Source organism: Paenibacillus sp. JNUCC 34, assembly GCF_058269055.1.
In genome coordinates, this window is sequence record NZ_CM177770.1 from 462,046 (window position 1) to 480,361 (window position 18,316).

An 18,316-nucleotide genomic window follows, 5' to 3' on the forward strand; every position below is an offset into this window, starting at 1 on the left:
CAATGGCCGAAATGAGTCAAAGAACAATTGATACGGTTCAGCGTTGGCTGAACGATCCGTATGTGGACGAAGAGACAAAACAAGAGCTCCGCACTTTTGAAAATGATCCCCAGGAGCTGGAGGAACGTTTTTATCGTGATCTGGAGTTTGGTACCGGAGGTCTTCGGGGCATTATCGGCGCGGGCAGTAACCGGATCAATAAATATACGGTGGGCCGTGCTACTCAAGGGTTAGCTCGATATATCCTGGAGGTTCATGGTGCAGCGGAAGGCAAGCCTTCGGTTGTTATTGCCCATGACTCCCGTCATTTCTCTCCGGAATTTGCACTCGAAGCGGCATTGGTCCTTGCAGGTAACGGAATCATCGCGAAGTTGTATCCGTCACTGCGTTCCACTCCGCAGCTGTCGTTCAGCGTACGCCATCTGGGTGCGACCGGCGGTATCGTCATTACGGCAAGCCATAACCCACCAGAGTACAATGGCTATAAGGTATATAATCATGAGGGTGGCCAGCTGGTACCGCATGAAGCAGAGCAAGTTATTGCCCGCATTCAGGAAGTCGATTCTTTTGCAGCAGTGAAGAAGATGACTCCGGAAGAAGCGGAAGCTTCAGGACTCTTGGTGTGGCTCGGAGAGAAGGAAGACCAAGCATTTATTGATGCAGTAGCTGACATTAGTGTCAACCGTGACGCGATCTCTTCCACCCTCGGCCAGGACATCAAAATTGTGTATACTCCGCTGCATGGTGCAGGGAATATGCCGGTCCGCAAGGTGCTGGATCAAATCGGGTTTAAGAATGTGCACATTGTTCCGGAACAGGAACAGCGGGATGCGAACTTCTCAACGGTGAAATCGCCGAATCCGGAAGAGCGCGAAGCGTTCACCAAGGCGATTAAGCTTGGCGAGGAAGTAGGAGCGGACATCTTGATCGGAACAGATCCGGATGCCGACCGTATGGGCGCTGTTGTGAAGAACAGCCAAGGCGAATATGTCGTATTGACGGGTAACCAGTCCGGTGCAATTATGATCCACTATCTGCTGAGCCAGCTGAAGGAAGCAGGCAAAATGCCGGATAATGCTGCTGTGGTTAAAACAATTGTAACGAGCGAGATGGGGGCAACGATTGCCGAGCATTACGGGGCAACTGTGCTGAATACCCTGACAGGCTTCAAGTATATTGGCGAAAAAATGAATCAGTTCCAAAAGAGCGGTCAGCATACATTTTTGTTTGGATATGAGGAAAGCTACGGTTATTTGGCAGGCACTTATGCACGGGATAAGGACGCGGTACTTGCCTCTATGCTAATCTGTGAGGCTGCTGCTTATTACAAAGGGCAAGGCAAGACGCTCTATAATGTGCTGGAAGAGCTGTATGATCAATTCGGATACTTCTTGGAGAACCTGGAATCCCGCACACTGAAGGGCAAGGACGGGATTGCTCAAATCCAGGGCATTATGAGTGATTGGCGGAGTGCTCCTCCAGAGCAAGTAGGCGGCGTTGCGATTGAGACCGTGTTAGATTACGCGGAAGGTTTAGACGGGCTGCCGAAGGAGAACGTACTTAAATACATGCTTGCAGACGGTTCGTGGTTCTGCCTGCGTCCATCTGGAACGGAACCGAAGATTAAAGTGTATTTTGCGGTTCGAGGCCAATCTCTTGAAGATGCACAGCAAAAAATGCAAAGCCTCTCAGGTCAAGTGATGGCCAGAGTGGATGCTTAATGAATAAATAATAGAGATTTAAACGACCGGGATTCTTTCGCATTTGAATGTTCAGAGGCGGAAGAATCCCGTAAGTTCAATGAGGAGGAACTTTCGTGTATCAGAATTGGAAACGCTGGAATATCGCCGCCCGCAAGTGGCTGTGGATTCTGGTTGTTCTGGGCGTTGCGGCCGCCCTGCCTGTAGGCTATGACCGCTTACAAACGGAATCGACATCCAAAAATGTCGAGTTTGTGTTTGATTATCGTGACTTGGTAGATATCTCCGTATATCGGACGCGTCCGCAAGATTATATAGCAGAGCAGCTAGACCGGTTGAAGCAGGCCGGTGTCGGCAGTATGGCTTTATTTGAAAGTACGCTGGATGAGTTCGTCAAATCACGGCGGATCACGCTATACGACGGGCAGCAAGTGGCCGATCTGACAGGAAAGGTCATCTCCCCTAACGAGAATTATACGTACGTTGCCTTTACTAATGAGGAAAGCGTAACTCATATTAAACCTTTGATTGAAGAGACGTTTACGAGACTAGGCATACCAGTTCGTCCATGGACCTACAACGATGCTGAGGGATTGATACTGGAGACACCTAGATCGAATGCTGTGCTGAAGCCGATGTCTCCAGATCCAATTACGTTCAAAATGCTTCGGGATAAAGGCTTTGCCATTGTTCCACGTTTGTCAGACAGCACACCGTATGATCAAGCGTATATGGAACAACTCATGGCCTATTTTGCCGACAATGGGGTTACACGTATCCTGTTCGACGGTGAGTCGGTTAAAGGCTTTAGTGACGACGAGGATATGGAAAGTCTGGAAGCCTTCGGAGAACTGCTGAAGAAGCATAACATCGGGATTACGGCGATCGAAAATATTAAGAAACAACAAAAAGGTTTCAATACACTTGCCTATTTAACGGATTATAACGTAGCGCGTCTATACTCCCTTAGCGAAAGAGATGCATCGCTGGATGTGGAAGTCATTAGTGATCGCTTTGTGTTGGCATCGAAAGACCGGAACATTCGGATGTTTTATTTGAACGCCGAACCGCTCAGAGATACAACAATAGCTTCGATCACGGATCAGATGGATAACCTGATTGAGAGCTTGACGGAACCGGGCAATGCGATAAAGGATATTCAGGATAATGGCTTTACGATCGGACAAGCTGAGGCATTCCAGGTAACTGATTCCTCCATGCAGCGTTACTTTAAAGCTGTGGCTGTGGTTGGTGCTATTGCACTAATTTCACTAATGATCTCTTATTTTATTCCTTTCCTGGCGATTCCAGCCTTTGTGATCGGATTAATTGGAAGTGCGGGTCTATACGTGTTGAGACCAGAAATGATGGAACAGGCCTTGGCTCTGGCAACATCAATCAGCGGACCTACGGTTGCCATGATACTCGCGATAAGAAAAGTAAACGAAGGCAGCCAGTCTTTGTCAGATATGAGCGTTGGAAGACGAGTGACACATGCGATTGTGCTGTTCCTCAAGACAACTATTCTTTCACTTGCAGCCGTACCGTTCGTGATCGCGCTGCTTAATAATGTAACTTACATGCTGGTGCTTGATCAGTTCCGTGGAGTTAACCTGCTGGCAATGACGCCTATGCTTTTGACGGCGATATATGTGCTGCTGTACCGCGGTGGTAAAGCAACTCGTGGTGGTGTGCTTTCACTGCTCAAAACGCCGATCAATATTGCCATGGTTGTCGCTGCTGGTATCTTGGGTGTCGCTGGAATGTATTACTTGAGCCGTACGGGAAATGCAGGGTCGGTATCGTCCATTGAAATGGCATTCCGTTCATTCCTGGAGAATACCTTCGGTGTACGTCCACGGAATAAAGAATTCCTGTTCGCACACCCGATCATGCTGCTCGGTCTGTTCCTGTCATTCAAATACCGCCATGCGGCATATCTGCTAATATTCGGTGCGATGGGTCAATTGTCTATCGTCGGAACATTCACCCATATTCATTCGCCGATTTACATTTCGACGGTTCGCGGCCTGCTTGGTCTTGTGCTCGGATTAATTATTGGTCTGATTGCTATCTATGTATGGCAAATCGCGGAAAGGATCTGGAAAAGATGGTCTCCACTTCTAAGACAATAGTCATTTCCGGGTATTACGGATTTAAGAACAGTGGCGATGAAGCGGTGCTAAAGTCCATCCTGACGGCTCTGGAAGAACAGGGAAAGGCGGCAGGTATCATGATCGAGCCTGTCGTGCTTTCTATCGATCCTGAATGGACCTCGAAGATGTACGGTGTACGATCAGTTCACCGGATGCAGCTGGGCGAAGTTAGACGGGCTATTAAGGAAAGTGATGGATTAATTAGCGGGGGCGGCAGTCTGCTGCAGGATGCGACCAGCCCGAAGACGATTCCCTATTATCTGGCCATTATCAAAATGGCACAGTGGCTCCGGAAGCCAACCTTTGTATATGCACAAGGTGTGGGGCCTGTAAACCGCAAGATTTTTAATCCGATGATTCGATCCGTATTCCGGAAATGTTCTTATATATCGGTTAGGGATGTTCAATCAGGCGAGCTTCTCCAATCGATGGGAATTCGTGCTGAGGACATCCACGTTGTACCCGATCCGGTCATGGGCCTGCCGCTGCCTGAGAGTACAGCCTCAGTGAATGGACACATAAGCGAGCTTCCGGTTATCGGAATTTCTGTCCGCTTCTGGGATCCGGAACGCCGGGAGTTGAACGCAATAGCCGATGGCCTGAAGGAACTGATGAAAAAACGGCCTGTGCATCTTCGGTTCCTTCCGTTTCATAAGCCGGATGATGAAGAAGCTTCCCGGTATATTACCGACAGGATGGGTGATATTACATCATACGGCGGAGTAATAAGTTTCTACCGGGAAGAGCAGCAGCCGCAGGACATGCTTCGTGAGGTAAGCCGTTGTCAGTTGATTCTCGGCATGCGGCTGCACAGCCTGATCTATGCAGCTAACCAGAGAGTACCGCTCATTGGAATATCGTATGATCCGAAGATCGATCATTTTCTGAATCGACTCCATAGTGCAGCAGTAGGAAGCAGTGATTCTCTTGTTCCCGCGGATCTTACTCGGCACATGACATCACTGCTGGATGGCCTGAAGGCATGGAAAGAAGAACATGAAGCTCAGATTACACAACTCAAGCTGGAAGCTCAGCTTCCTGCCCGGCATATTGTTGAATATCTAGGTAACAGAAGGTGATAAGGTGAAGCAGACAACTACGATTCCGAGCGTTTCTATTTTCGGTATACCTTTTTCCAAGCTGAATATGAATGATACGGTAAAACACTTAACGGAAGCGGTCAATTCCGGCCGTCCACATCAGGTGATTACTGCTAATCCGATTATGGTGATGGCTGCACTGGATGATCCGGAATATAAGAAAATGATGCAAAACGCTGATTTGATTGTTCCTGACGGCACCGGTATCGTATGGGCAGCGGGGGTAGGCGGTGATCCGCTTACGGAGCGTGTTACTGGTTTTGAGATGTTACATGAATTGATGAAAGTCGGAGAAAGATATAGATGGAAGTTCTACTTGCTTGGAACAACGCCTGAAGTGATTCAGGAAGCAGCCGAGCGGTTACAAATGCAATATCCGGCAGCTATTATAGCCGGCTATCGTGATGGTTTTTTTGGACCGGAACAGGATGATGAGGTCATTGAGGGCATAAAAGCGGTATCTCCTGATTTACTGTTTGTTGCTCGTGGGGCTGACACACAGGAACCATGGATTGCCCGTTACAAGGAACAGCTCGGTGTACCTGTCATGATGGGTGTTGGCGGCAGTTTTGATATTATTTCGGGCAAGTCCAAGCGGGCCCCGAAGGTATTTCAAAAGCTGCGGCTGGAATGGTTTTACCGTTTACTTAGGGAACCAACCCGGTTCAAAAGAATGCTTGCGCTCCCGAAATTCGCAGTTAAAGTGCTGCGAGAGAAAGAAAAAGTCACTAAAACTAGCTAATTAACTCAATTTTGTGGGGAAAATCCGGGATACCGCCGGAAATTGGCATTGGTTTTCGGTTGCGAAGGGAGTATAATTCAACACGGTAGACAATATTGGGGGTTGAATGATTACATGGTAACGATATACATCATCGGGTTTGTCGTGTCGTTAGTACTAGCTCTTCTCTTGACACCGCTCGTGAAGAAATTCGCGATAAAGGTTGGCGCTGTGGACGTTCCTGACGCTCGGAAAGTGCATACACGAATCATGCCCCGGCTGGGCGGATTAGGAATATATCTGGCTTTTGTTCTTGGATTGATCGCCGTGCTTCCTTTTATTCCTGAAAGTCTGTCACTGCGCGATGCGAATTTTCTGAAGGCATTTCTGGTTGGCGGATCTATGATCGTGTTGATCGGAGCTTTGGATGACCGCTTTCAGCTTTCAGCAAAAGTAAAGTTTTTGGCTCAGATTGTTGCAGCATGTGTCGTCGTATTTGGATTTAATATTACTGTTGATTTTGTTAATATACCTTTTCAGGACAGTTATTCGATGCTGGAAAGCTGGATATCTATCCCACTTACGATTTTTTGGATTGTCGGTGTAACAAACGCCATTAACTTGATTGACGGACTGGATGGTCTGGCAGCAGGCGTCTCTGCTATTGCCATCGGCACAATTCTGGTCATGTCCTTCTTGATGGGTAACACGACAGTAGCCATGATCTGTCTGCTCTTGCTTGGTGCAATTATAGGATTTCTATTCTTTAACTTCCATCCGGCCAAGATCTTTATGGGAGATGCAGGCTCGTTGTTCCTTGGTTTCAGTCTGGCCATGCTGTCCCTGCTTGGATTTAAGCAGATTGCGATTGTCTCCTTCATTACGCCGCTGATCATTATCGGTGTGCCTTTGTCGGATACATTCTTTGCGATCATTCGCCGGAAGATTCAGAAGAAGCCGATCTTTGCTCCAGATAAAGGGCATTTGCATCACTGCCTGCGCGAACTTGGCTTTAGCCATCGCCAGACTGTGTTAGTTATTTATGGGATCTCTGGATTCTTTGGTGTGCTGGCTGTTATTCAGTCCTCGGCGGCCATGCATGAAGCGAACTGGGTCACTTTTGTAGTTATCTGTATTATGATGTTCTTTATGCAGATCGGTGCTGAGATTATCGGATTGGTTGGCAAGACCAAGCGCCCGCTGCTCGGATTGATTAACCGGTTGCGTGTAAAGACGAATGCGGAATCCCGGACGAAATAATAAGCACTACAGCCTGAAGATTTACTATTTATAGAGATGTTTCCTGTTATCGTAAAATTTATTTCATATACTTGCACAAAATGTGTACAAGCAGCCTCACCCAAAAAGGGTGAGGCTTTTTTGTGGCTTTTTCTAAAATTTGGCGTGGTGGGTGCCGATATAAGACTTATCTGATTTTACAGAGGAGAGATGATTTAATGCAGCGCACGAAGAAGCCGATTATTTGGCTGATGATGGTAGCCATGGTTATATCGTTAATACCGGCAGGGCTTATACCAGTCGCATCGGCAGCAGATAAGCCGACTAGTTATTTCACTCCGGATATTTCCGAATTGCGAAATACGGTTGATTTGACATTGACGCAAGGGCCCAATCAAATAGCCAGAGATAAAGTATACAAAGTAACAGAATCACAGCAGATCATAACTGGAACGTACAGAATGGTTACCGATTCCACACTGGGAGCCAACACTCAACTGCTGAACTGGGATCAGACTAACAATCGGTGGGTTGAAGATCCGGCCCGTATTTCACCAGCAGTTGTCACACTCGACACAGAAAGACCGGATCAGCGTTTCAGAGCAAGTGTTACCCTCTATCCGGGTATGAACAGAATTACAATTACGGGTCAGCAAGGACAAGTTGAACGTTCCGAGACGTTTTATGTTCTGTTTGACCAAGTCCCTTACGTGGAGAAGCTCCAAGTACTCGGCGGTTCGGACAATCTGGATTTGAATGAAGGTGCTCAGATTGTCGTGAACCGTCAAGAGATCACTCTGCAGGGTAAAGCTATGAACACGACAAAGGTGACGGTATCGATCAATAACGGTCAGGCTTTGTCAACATCGCTTCTGCAGGATGGCAGCTTCTTCTCGCCACAGCTTAAGCTGAACCCAGGTGTGAACAATCTTAAGCTGGTCGCGCAGAACGGTTCGGACACGCTCACATTTAACTATTCTTTATTCTACTACGATGAGAAGAATCCGATCGTGAAGCTCGACCTGCTGGATTCGACCGGCAATGCTCAAAGTATGCTTGGCGTACAGCCGGTCTTTACTGAGGATAGAGAGAGCGCGAAGGTTCATGTGCAGATGTTAATTCCTCAAGATGAAGCCAACAAAACGAAATTTAGTGAAAGCGCCGAGATTAAGGTCAACGATACCACAGTGACACCTGTGTTCACGGAAGAAACCTTTATTCCGAACGTTAAGGATAATACACCTTCATATTATCTAGTATCTTTTGATATTAACGATGTTGCTTTTAAAAAGGATGCGAACGGCGCGGTTCTGGTTGATCAGAATCATACCTTATCCGTAACCTACGGCACCAAGACGGTTAGCAAACGGATGGACTTTCAATTTATGAGAGGACAGACGGTCATTACCGACCTGAAGTATCTCAAAGGATATGAAGGCGGCAACATCGACAACCTCCCGGCAGGCGAGCCGCTGAACGGAGCGAAGGTAGATTCAGGGGATTTCTACATCCTGGTTACCACGAACGGAAGACCGGATCCGCTGACCGGTTTGACAGCGAACTATCTTCCGCTGGGAACAAGCCCAATCAGAGTAGAATATGTTTCGTCCAAATCCGATACGAGCCATATCTACAAAGTCGTTGGATTGAAGAACGGTAACCAGACGGTGCGTTTTAACTATAATGGTTCGACAGCGTACAAGGATGCTACCATTTCCTTTGCATCCAAGAACTACATTTATGTTGAGAATCTAATTGACGGACAGACGTATACGATTGATTCAGGGAGTGGCAATTCACTACTAGTCAAGGGTCAGTATATTGACTTTGAAGATACGATCAACAGTCCATATTTTCTTGCTGAGGTTTTCGTTAACGGTAAAAAAGTAAGGTCAACAAATACTTCCGAGAATCTCGAACCTTCGTGGCTGAACACAGCCACCGGAGCATTCAATATCAATCTGAACATTTCAATGGCCGACGGGCCGTTGGTATTCGGAGAGAATAAGATTATTCTGACCGGAACAGGAAAGGACGAGAAGGGTCAGGCGCGGGAGATTCGGAAAGAGTTGCGGATCTATATTGTGGATAACAATGTATCCACGATTAAGAACTTTCAGCCGGCATTGGGCAAAGATCGCCCAAGCTTTCCGCCTAAAGAATTCAATGCAGATGATCCGCAGTTGAAACAGATTTTTAATTTAACTCCTGAGTTTATTTACAACGATAACAAGTATACAACAAGCCTGAATACGTATGATCTGGTTCTGCGAGGCAGTGGAGCCGTCAAGATGAATCTGAACATGGGTACTCAGAAGATTCTGTCTGTCGACCTGCCTGTGAACTCAACGACAAATGCAGAGGTTACATTTGCAGATCCGAATAAGAGATATTCGTATGATTTCGCTGGGAATCAGAACGACTTTATCATGCGGGTTCAAGATCTCGTCGCGGATGCACCGGGTACCTATGTGTACACTCTGGAATTGATAAATGAGACCGGAGCTAAGACAACTCAGCGATTGGAACTGGTACGAGAAGTAGGGGCATATCGAATTCTTTCTCCTCAACCGACAGTAGGTAAACAGATCGTAGTTAATAAGAACTTTGTCCGCTTTGATATTGAAGCAGAGGGAGCAACCGAGGTAACGATTGGCAATGAAAAGGCCGTGAAACGTACGGATTTAGGGGAGCACCGCTTTGTGTACGATTATGTTGGATTGAAACAGGATAAGTCCAATAAGATTAAAATCACCATCAATCGTGCCGGTACAAAAGTTACGGACACCATCGAAGTATTTTATACAGGAACCGTAGGTGTGGATGCACAATATATGGCTCCAAAAGTAGCAACAAAGTATACCGTCTTTAATAAGGAACTGCAGCTTAGTTTTCCTAAAGGGACGGTAATGGAGAGTACGGATACAAGAGGAATTTCAAAGTACTACCCGGATACCAAGCTTCTGTTTGGTATTGCAGAGCCGATAACCGGAATTGTTGAACGCCGGAATGATTACGGCAACGTCATCGGGTTTCCTGGAACAGGAGAGAACAGCGGCACTCCGTCATGGAGTATACCGGATGAATATTTGCTGAACTTTGGCTCGATAGCTCAATCGAGTAACTTTAGTCGAGTCTCGCAGGTATACTGGATTAGTGGCGGACTGGGGGAAGCTGGTGACATGGGTTCAGCCAACTATGCGCCTAGTACGAATGGGCTAGCGCCATATTCGGTGGAAGGATTGTTCGGAGATCCGCAGACTCCTGCAGAGCGTAAGATTACTCCATCGAAACGTGGGGAACTAACCTTGTCCTTTAACTCTAATGTGGTTGATGCAGCCGGTACAACGATAACTGTGTATCGCTATACGTCAAATCGCGAATGGGTAAACATAGGCGGGGAAGTGGACATGCGAAGTCATACGATAACCGTTCCGTTTGACGAATTCGGTTATTATAAAGTAATGAAGTTAAGTCGCGGCTATAATGATATAACGAATCATAACTGGGCACGCAATATTTTAAATGGTCTGTATTCTAAAGGGTTTATGAACAATTTACGTTTTGAACAGTTCGGTACAGATGATCATACGACTAGAGGGGAATTTGCAACGCTGCTCGTTAAAGGACTGAGTCTGCCTATAAACTCGGACAATAATCGTACGTTTGTGGATCTTGTGCCGGGTGCGCGTTCCGCAACATGGGATTACGACAGCATTGAGACAGCAGCAAGAGCAGGCATTGTGACAGGTCTGACGGATGGAGTGTTTGGTCCGGATCAGCCGCTGACACGTGAACAAGCCGCAGTCATGATTGCCCGTGCTCTGAAGCTGAAACTAGCTAACAACGATGCTAAGCTTGATGCTTCATTAGCCAAATCCTTTGTGGATTCCGGCAAAATCGATAGATATGCCCGTCCTGCCGTTATGGCTGTGTCCAAAGCCAAGATTATGGAGGGCTCAGCATCTACGCCGCCGGGACAGAAGAAACCGCAGTACAGCTTTAATCCGAAAGGTAATCTGACCCGTGCGGAAGCCGGCAAAATTGCCGTCGAGCTGTTGAAGAAGAGCACTAATGTTTTCCCTAAAAACCTGAGTTAACACAGATTACACAGCACTGCCCTATCCGTGAGGATAGGGCAGTATTTATATGACAGTAAACCCTTTCCATTTACAATTCTTTGTAATTTGATGTAGAATGCTATACAATAACGAGAGTACATACTATTTTTTAGAGGGTGAAGACGAATTTATGAAGCCGATTTTATCGAAAGCGCAAGTGGACTATATGAAGGCAAAGACTCAGTTTGAAGATAAAGCCAAGGTCATGGAGAAGAAGATTGAGCTTGCCCGCGGTGTCCATGATGAGATTACTCAGGAAATCATGGAAGGTCTGGTTTTGGAAACTGGCTTTCACGATGCGTTCAATGAACTGACGTTGGCAGAGAATGCGTTAATTCAGTGGTCCCACGTCACGATTAAACATGAGAAAACTTACCGCGACAATAAAGTTGAGATCGAAATGATGTACGATAAGCTGAATGATGATCCTCAAATGCGTGCCCGGGTTATCCAGCTCGCTATGAAAATTCGCTAGAATATGACACAGACGCCGAAAGGCGTCTGTTTTTGTTCTTATGCCACGAATTGGCGTTGTTACGCTCAATTTGAGTCCTTTGTATAAACTTTTTCAAAAAAAACAAAAAAAAATTGGAAACATCCGCAACTTTTTCAGCTGGCAAACGTTTAAGATGTAGAACCCAATGAGAAACCAATATGTACCGATTGAAGAAACTTGTCTATAAATTAGAAAAATGTTCTTTACGGTTGTGGGGACTCATTGTATAATACCTAGGTAGGATTATAGGAATCTACTCTAGTTTGTAATGTTCTCTCGTTAACCGGTTTCTGTGATACCCGTCACAGACATCATTTATATGATTTCTGCTCAACTCGGGAAAGGAGGTGTACGGCTAATGAGTAACACGAGCTATCATTCTAAAGAAAATAATCAAGTTATGATTCAAGGAGGAGAAAAAAAGGTTATGAAGAAAATTTTATCCGTAGCACTGTCTACAGCAATGGCATTCTCCATGTTTGCTTCTGTTGCATTCGGTGACTCTGCAAAACTTACATCCCAAGAAAAGTTTGACGTTTTGAAAGAAGCTAAGATCATGACTGGTTACGCAGATGGTTCTGCTGGCCTCGATAAAGACATGAATCGCGCTGAGTTCGCGAAAGTGGTTGCCAATTTGATGGGTCTTGAGCCAATCACAGGCAAAGTGTCTTTTAAAGACAAAGGCTACACAGAAAATTATTGGGCTACTCCTTACATCGAAGCAGTTTACGCTGCAGGTCTGATGCAAGGTAAGAACCAAACTAAGATGATCTTCGACTACACAGGTAAAGTGACAGTTCAAGAAATGGCTGCCGTATTGGTTCGTGCTATGAAACTTGAAGTGCCAGCTAACCCTAACAACAACGCATCCGATTGGGCTAAAGGTTATGTTCAAGCAGCAATCGATGCTAAGATCATCGAGCCTAGCGTGAACGCTAAAGCTAACGCTACAAGAGCACAATTGGTTGACACTGCTTATGAAATTCACATTCAACAGCAGAAACCAAAAGTAGTTTCTTACGAAGTTAAAGATAGCGGTAAAGTAGTTGAGTTCAAACTTGCTAACAACGAGCTTGTTAAAGTAGAACTTGAAACTGCTCTGAAAGCTAACACTGCAACTGAAGTGAAGTTCCAATACAACAACTACGATTACGCTGAAAGTGTAACTTGGGTTGTAACTTCTGCAACTAAAGTTGAATCCGCAACTTCCAGCAACCTGAAAGAAGTTGAAGTAGTATTTGACGGTAAAGTTGACAAAGCAACTGCTACTGACAAAGGCAACTACTCTGTAGATTCTAACTCCAAAGGAATCAAATCGGTTACCTTGTTGCCAGATGGTAAATCTGTACGTGTCTTGCTGAATGAATCCAGCAAATTCTCCCAAGGTACTACTTATAAAGTAGTTGTTAAGAACGTTAAAGGTGACAACGGTTCTGTATTGCCACAAGGTGAAGTTTCCTTCACATCTTCTGACAACACTTTGCCTACAGTTACTGAAGTAAAAGCTCTGGGAACTAAAGTTGTCAAAGTAACTTTCTCTGAGCCGATTGTAAATCCAAGCAGCAGCAACTTCCAAATGGATGACAAAGCGTTTGTTGGTTCTGTAACTCTAGGTGCAAACCAAAGAGAAGTAATTTTGAGAGACTACACAGGTGCAATCGCTGTTGGCGCTCACAAATTGACAACTTCCATGATTGAAGACCATGCTGGTCTGAAATCTTTGGCTGACACTAAAGACTTCACTGTTGCCGTAGATACTGAAGGTCCTAAGGTTACTGAAATTACTGCTACTTTGGAAAAAGTAACTGTAACGTTCGATGAAGAAATCGATCCAGCTTCTGTAACTAAAGACAGCTTCTACTGGAAGAATGGCGACAGCAAGAAAACAGGTACAGTTACTCAAATCGAATCAAACGTGTATGAAGTTGAGTTCTCTTCAGACAACCGTTTGCCAGGTTATGAGTCAACATTGTTTGTTGAAGTTAAAGACTACTCCGGTAACGCAAATGCTGTGAAAGAACATAAAATCACTGCGTCTGTTGATTTGGTTCAACCACGCATTGTTGAAACTACATTCGGAGCTGACAGAACAAACACATTGACTGTTCGCTTTGACAAAGCTGTAAATGCAAATGACAAGAAATATTTCACTGTTAAAAAAGGTAGCGACACTATTCCTGTAAAAGATGTAGTGGCTGCTGATTCATCTAACAAAATCTTCTACGTAAGTTTCTTCAATACACTTGATTACGGTACTTATGATTTGAAGATTAAAGATGTAAAAGACAGAACTGCACTGCAAAACACTATGGTTGAATATAATGGTACGTTTGTAGCTGTTGATACTGCGAATCCAACAATTAACAAAATGGACTATAACGAAGCAACTCGTAAAGTTACTTTGAACTTTGGTAGAGAAATGGATCTCGCTACTCTCCAAAGTAAAGTTCATTACTACCTTTCATTCCAAAAGAATAGTGCAACTAGCCCACAACAAATTGCTCTGCCAACTGAAGTTACTGTAAATGCTGTTAACGGCGGTAAGTCTGTAGTGCTTCAGTTCCCAGAATACATTGATGGAACTAGAGTTACATTTGGTCCAAACGGATCTGTTAAGTCCATCACTACATCAGGTCTTAAGTCCAAAACAGGTCAATTCGTTTCCTTGGATACTAAAGATTTGGGTACTGCTACAGAGAATCAGTTGAAAGCAACTGAAGCTAAGCAAAAAGATGCTAAAACTTTCGAAGTTACATTTAACCAAGTAATTGCTTCTGCAAGCACTAGCGATTTCACCGTTAACGGTAAATACCCTGCTTCTGTAAGCATTGATGAAAATAAAGTAACTTTGAAAACTAACGATGACGAAAATGGCGGTTATATCACTTTGTTCGCGAATAACTCCATTGAGACTTATTCTAACAACAAACTTAACCTGTCTAGCAGCATCGAATTGCCAGCTAACAATACTGTAGCTCCTAGAGTAACAGGAGTGGAAAAATCCAGAAATGATGAGAATGAATTCATTGTGACTTTCTCTACAAATCTTAAAGTTAATGCTGATGTTAAAAATGACTTTATTGTTAGAAATCTTGGTGAGAAAAACTCCCCAATTATTAGCCCGATTGATGGTTACACTGCTACAGTTAATGGTAATCAGGTTAAAATTAAAATTGAAGACCCTAAAGCTAAACTTAACCCTATCTCGGTTCAAGTTCGTAGTGACGCACAATACCTGATTGCTTTGGGTTCAGATGCAAAGGCTGCTAAATCTGACGAATATCAAGTATCTGCTCCTTCTACAATTGCTGAGTCTGTAAAAGTTAAATCTTTTGCGGTTAAAGCAAGCGAAGCTGCTGTTGCATCCTATGCAGATCAAATTGGTCTGAAAGTAACTGCTGTGAAGCCTGGAGTTGATGGTGATACGATTTCGGTTTCATTGACCAAAGTTGATAGTGCTGATCAATCAGCTAACGTTGTAGTAACAGGAAACGCAATTTCAGTAAATGAAAAAGCTACAGTTGAAGAGATCGTTGCTGAAGTTGCAAAAACTGAAAACTTGGAATACAAAGTTGGAAAAGGTCAGTCTACAGGAGCAATTGATACTGCGACTTTCAAACTTACAGGTGGTAAAGAGGCTGTACCAGGTCAATTGACTGTTAAATTGACTAAAGATATCACTGGAGTCAAGGAAGTTACAATTAATGGTGAAGCTAAAGACGTTATTGGCTTTGTTGCTGGCGACAGCTTCGTAGTTAACGTGGGCACTGAAGATGTTATTAGTAAAAGTTTGAAAGCTAAAGTTACTTTCAAAGACGCAAATAACAATGACAGAGAAGCTCAACTAAATTCCGGTATCGTTCTTTAATTAACTTATTAACATCCATAACACACCAGAGAACAAAATGTTCTCTGGTGTGTTTTTTATATCCAAAATAACAACAGAGAACTTGTATCGATTCCGATTTACCAATTCAAAACTACAGCTATAATTAAGTCCGAGCTTCCCAAATGAAGAGTGTTAAGACGTCTTCAACAATTGAGTCAGCCTCGTTTCTGATATATCAACCGCGAGGTTTCACTTGTCGCAACTCCGTTTTTTCTTTATAGTAAAATGAGATAGATTACCAGAGGAGGAACTAGACTAACATGAAATCATATTGGAAAGTGTCCCTGGCTGCACTGGCGATTGGAGCTGGCGTATGGATCGGGGCAGCATATAGCAACACTGCCATTGGGGCAGGAACAAGCCAACCCGGCACCACCGACGATCCTGTCGTAACCAAGAGCTATGTAGACCAACAAATTCAGCAAGCCCTAAACGGTGGCGGTGGAGGATCTACGAACCCAACGAATCCGACTCCACCATCCCAAGGTGCTGAAGAAGTCAAGAACGTAACACTGAAACCTGGCAAGCTTCTGATTGCCGATGCAGGAACGGAGTTCATCGTGCGTTCAGGTAATGCTGTGATCTACACGGAAGTTGCCAGTGGTGTTGCCGATCTTACAGATGGTAAGGACCTGTTGAATGGACAAGCTGCTCCTAAGAACCATTTGCTTTCGTTCCCACGTGAAGGTCGGGGCATTCAGGTTAAAGAAGGGCAGCAGAGCAATCTGATTGTCATGGTCCGCGGTGGATACACCATTAAGTAGTCCTACTCAAATTATTGCCAGATGTGACAACGTTTTATACGTGTATGCACGATAAAAACCACAAATAATACTCCTGTAAACAACATTGCAGGAGGTGCATTGAAATGGCTAATAACAGACGTAATAACAGACAGGTCGTACCGGAAAGCCGCCACATGTTGAATCAGATGAAATATGAGATTGCTGCAGAATTTGGTTTGAACGTAGGACATGGCAGCAGCTCATATGGAGCTGATACTGAGTTTGGTTCTGAACTGGGGGCTATTGGTGGGAATTCGTCGTCTCGCCGTCCTGGCTGGGGACATATAACGTCTCGTGAAAATGGCTCTGTAGGCGGAGAAATTACGAAGCGTCTGGTTCGACAAGCTGAGCAAAGCATGTATGGTCAACTGTAGTATTTTTCACAGAATACAAGTACTTATTACATGAATATTTTGTCGTTTGTAAATGTAAAGAAAAATCGCGAAAATCCTTGAAAAATGGCTTGAAAACTGGATTGACACCAGGTTTCAAATAAGTTAATATGCATGTTGAGGATTGTACATTCAAACCTTTTCCAATCGGAAAAGGTTCATTTTTTGTGTAGGATCTCTTCTTAAACATACTATCCATATGGGAGGTTGATCTCATGTCTGTAACAGGGCGACGTTTATTTACTTCTGAGTCCGTAACTGAAGGACATCCGGATAAAATCTGCGATCAGATTTCCGACGCGGTACTCGACGCTTTTTTGGCCAACGATCCCAACGCACGGGTTGCATGTGAAGTGTCCGTAGCTACAGGTCTAGTGTTGGTCATTGGTGAAATCAGCACGAAATCCGAATATGTGGACATCCCGTCCATCGTAAGAAATACCGTGAAGGAAATCGGGTATACCCGTGCAAAATACGGTTTTGACTACAATACCTGTGCCGTGTTGACATCGCTTAACGAGCAGTCAGCAGATATCGCGCAAGGGGTAAACGCTGCACTGGAGAATCGTGACCCTTCCCAAGTGGATCAGGAAACCGAGAACATTGGCGCAGGCGACCAAGGTCTGATGTTCGGTTTTGCTACGAACGAAACACCTGAATTGATGCCACTTCCAATCGCGTTGTCCCACCGTATTGCACGCCGCTTGTCGGAAGTGCGTAAAGACGGTACACTGGACTACCTTCGTCCAGATGGTAAAACACAAGTTACGATTGAATATGATGGCAACAAGCCAGTGCGTGTAGATACTATCGTTGTATCGACACAGCATGCAGAAGAAGTTACACTGGAGCAAATCCAGAAGGATATTAAAGAACAAGTTATTCTTCCAGTCGTTCCTGCGGAACTGCTTGATGAAGAAACCAAATATTTCATTAACCCAACAGGCCGTTTCGTAATCGGCGGACCTCAAGGTGATGCCGGTCTGACTGGTCGTAAGATCATCGTTGACACATATGGCGGCTATGCTCGTCATGGCGGCGGCGCTTTCTCCGGTAAGGATCCGACAAAAGTGGACCGTTCTGCAGCTTACGCGGCTCGCTACGTAGCTAAGAACCTCGTTGCAGCTGGTTTGGCTGATAAATGCGAAATTCAACTTGCCTATGCGATCGGTGTAGCTAACCCTGTCTCCATCAGTGTAGATACTTACGGTACTGGTAAAGTAAGCGAAGAAACACTGGTTGAGCTGGTTCGTAACAACTTCGACCTTCGTCCTGCAGGCATTATCCGTATGCTGGACCTTCGCCGTCCGATTTACAAGCAGACTGCAGCCTACGGACACTTCGGACGTACCGATCTGGAGTTGCCTTGGGAACAAGTGGACAAAGCAGATGTTTTGAAAGCTCAAGCAGGCATCTAAGCAAAACGACTCATTTAAACAAGATTCGGACGTAAGCAATACCCGAATCATGAAGCAACAATTACTAGTAAAACTATATAGAAGCTGATATCTGAATCTCAGGTATCAGCTTCTTTTTTTGTCTCAGGTAGAGTCATTCAGTGGTTACTAGTTTCAATATGTTGAAATTTGGTACAAAACCAAGAATAATTTTGCGAAACTAGTAGATTATCGGACCTTTTTCGTAACTTTTCCTCTTAAAATCAGTCTATTAATTAGAGACTTAAAACGTTCTGCAGTAGAGTCGCTAGGACTAATAG

11 protein-coding genes are annotated in these 18,316 nt (G+C 44.7%); all 11 read left to right on the forward strand.

Going from position 1 to position 18,316, the window contains the following annotated elements:
• The first annotated feature begins 2 nt into the window (after window positions 1–2).
• Window positions 3–1,721: a phospho-sugar mutase gene (locus AC2TF5_RS02075; RefSeq protein ID WP_491300632.1), complete on the forward strand. Its 1,719-nt coding sequence runs from the start codon at window positions 3–5 to the stop codon at window positions 1,719–1,721.
• A gap of 95 nt (window positions 1,722–1,816) precedes the next feature.
• Window positions 1,817–3,835, forward strand: a complete 2,019-nt coding sequence (locus tag AC2TF5_RS02080) for a DUF5693 family protein (RefSeq protein ID WP_491300633.1) — start codon at window positions 1,817–1,819, stop codon at window positions 3,833–3,835.
• Window positions 3,811–4,935, forward strand: a complete 1,125-nt coding sequence (gene csaB / locus AC2TF5_RS02085; RefSeq protein WP_491300634.1) for a polysaccharide pyruvyl transferase CsaB — start codon at window positions 3,811–3,813, stop codon at window positions 4,933–4,935. Before AC2TF5_RS02080 ends, csaB begins: the two co-directional genes overlap by 25 nt.
• Before the next feature lie 4 nt (window positions 4,936–4,939).
• Complete coding sequence (locus tag AC2TF5_RS02090) at window positions 4,940–5,698, forward strand: WecB/TagA/CpsF family glycosyltransferase (RefSeq protein ID WP_491300635.1); 759 nt, start codon at window positions 4,940–4,942, stop codon at window positions 5,696–5,698.
• Between the two features lie 114 nt (window positions 5,699–5,812).
• Window positions 5,813–6,937 carry an MraY family glycosyltransferase gene (locus AC2TF5_RS02095; protein WP_491300636.1) on the forward strand — a complete coding sequence of 375 codons (1,125 nt, stop codon included), beginning with the start codon at window positions 5,813–5,815 and terminating at the stop codon, window positions 6,935–6,937.
• 197 nt (window positions 6,938–7,134) lie between these two features.
• Window positions 7,135–11,016, forward strand: coding sequence for an S-layer homology domain-containing protein (locus tag AC2TF5_RS02100; RefSeq protein ID WP_491300637.1), 3,882 nt, complete (start codon window positions 7,135–7,137; stop codon window positions 11,014–11,016).
• A gap of 151 nt (window positions 11,017–11,167) precedes the next feature.
• Window positions 11,168–11,512 carry a hypothetical protein gene (locus tag AC2TF5_RS02105; protein WP_491300638.1) on the forward strand — a complete coding sequence of 115 codons (345 nt, stop codon included), beginning with the start codon at window positions 11,168–11,170 and terminating at the stop codon, window positions 11,510–11,512.
• A 379-nt stretch (window positions 11,513–11,891) separates the two neighbouring features.
• Window positions 11,892–15,401: an S-layer homology domain-containing protein gene (locus AC2TF5_RS02110; protein ID WP_491300639.1), complete on the forward strand. Its 3,510-nt coding sequence runs from the start codon at window positions 11,892–11,894 to the stop codon at window positions 15,399–15,401.
• A gap of 281 nt (window positions 15,402–15,682) precedes the next feature.
• The gene (locus tag AC2TF5_RS02115) at window positions 15,683–16,186 is read left to right on the forward strand and encodes a hypothetical protein (protein WP_491300640.1); all 504 of its coding nucleotides are present in this window, start codon (window positions 15,683–15,685) and stop codon (window positions 16,184–16,186) included.
• Window positions 16,187–16,290: 104 nt separating this feature from the next.
• On the forward strand, window positions 16,291–16,581 hold the full coding sequence (locus AC2TF5_RS02120) for an alpha/beta-type small acid-soluble spore protein (protein WP_491300641.1): 291 nt from the start codon (window positions 16,291–16,293) through the stop codon (window positions 16,579–16,581).
• Window positions 16,582–16,814: 233 nt separating this feature from the next.
• On the forward strand, window positions 16,815–18,017 hold the full coding sequence (gene metK, locus AC2TF5_RS02125) for a methionine adenosyltransferase (RefSeq protein WP_491300642.1): 1,203 nt from the start codon (window positions 16,815–16,817) through the stop codon (window positions 18,015–18,017).
• The last annotated feature ends 299 nt before the right edge of the window (window positions 18,018–18,316 follow it).

Coding starts and splice junctions, on each gene's coding strand:
- AC2TF5_RS02075 (WP_491300632.1), top strand. CDS start 3: ATGGCCGAAATGAGTCAAAGAACAATTGATACGGTTCAGCGTTGGCTG.
- csaB (WP_491300634.1), top strand. CDS start 3,811: ATGGTCTCCACTTCTAAGACAATAGTCATTTCCGGGTATTACGGATTT.
- AC2TF5_RS02095 (WP_491300636.1), top strand. CDS start 5,813: ATGGTAACGATATACATCATCGGGTTTGTCGTGTCGTTAGTACTAGCT.
- AC2TF5_RS02100 (WP_491300637.1), top strand. CDS start 7,135: ATGCAGCGCACGAAGAAGCCGATTATTTGGCTGATGATGGTAGCCATG.
- AC2TF5_RS02105 (WP_491300638.1), top strand. CDS start 11,168: ATGAAGCCGATTTTATCGAAAGCGCAAGTGGACTATATGAAGGCAAAG.
- AC2TF5_RS02110 (WP_491300639.1), top strand. CDS start 11,892: ATGAGTAACACGAGCTATCATTCTAAAGAAAATAATCAAGTTATGATT.
- AC2TF5_RS02115 (WP_491300640.1), top strand. CDS start 15,683: ATGAAATCATATTGGAAAGTGTCCCTGGCTGCACTGGCGATTGGAGCT.
- AC2TF5_RS02120 (WP_491300641.1), top strand. CDS start 16,291: ATGGCTAATAACAGACGTAATAACAGACAGGTCGTACCGGAAAGCCGC.
- metK (WP_491300642.1), top strand. CDS start 16,815: ATGTCTGTAACAGGGCGACGTTTATTTACTTCTGAGTCCGTAACTGAA.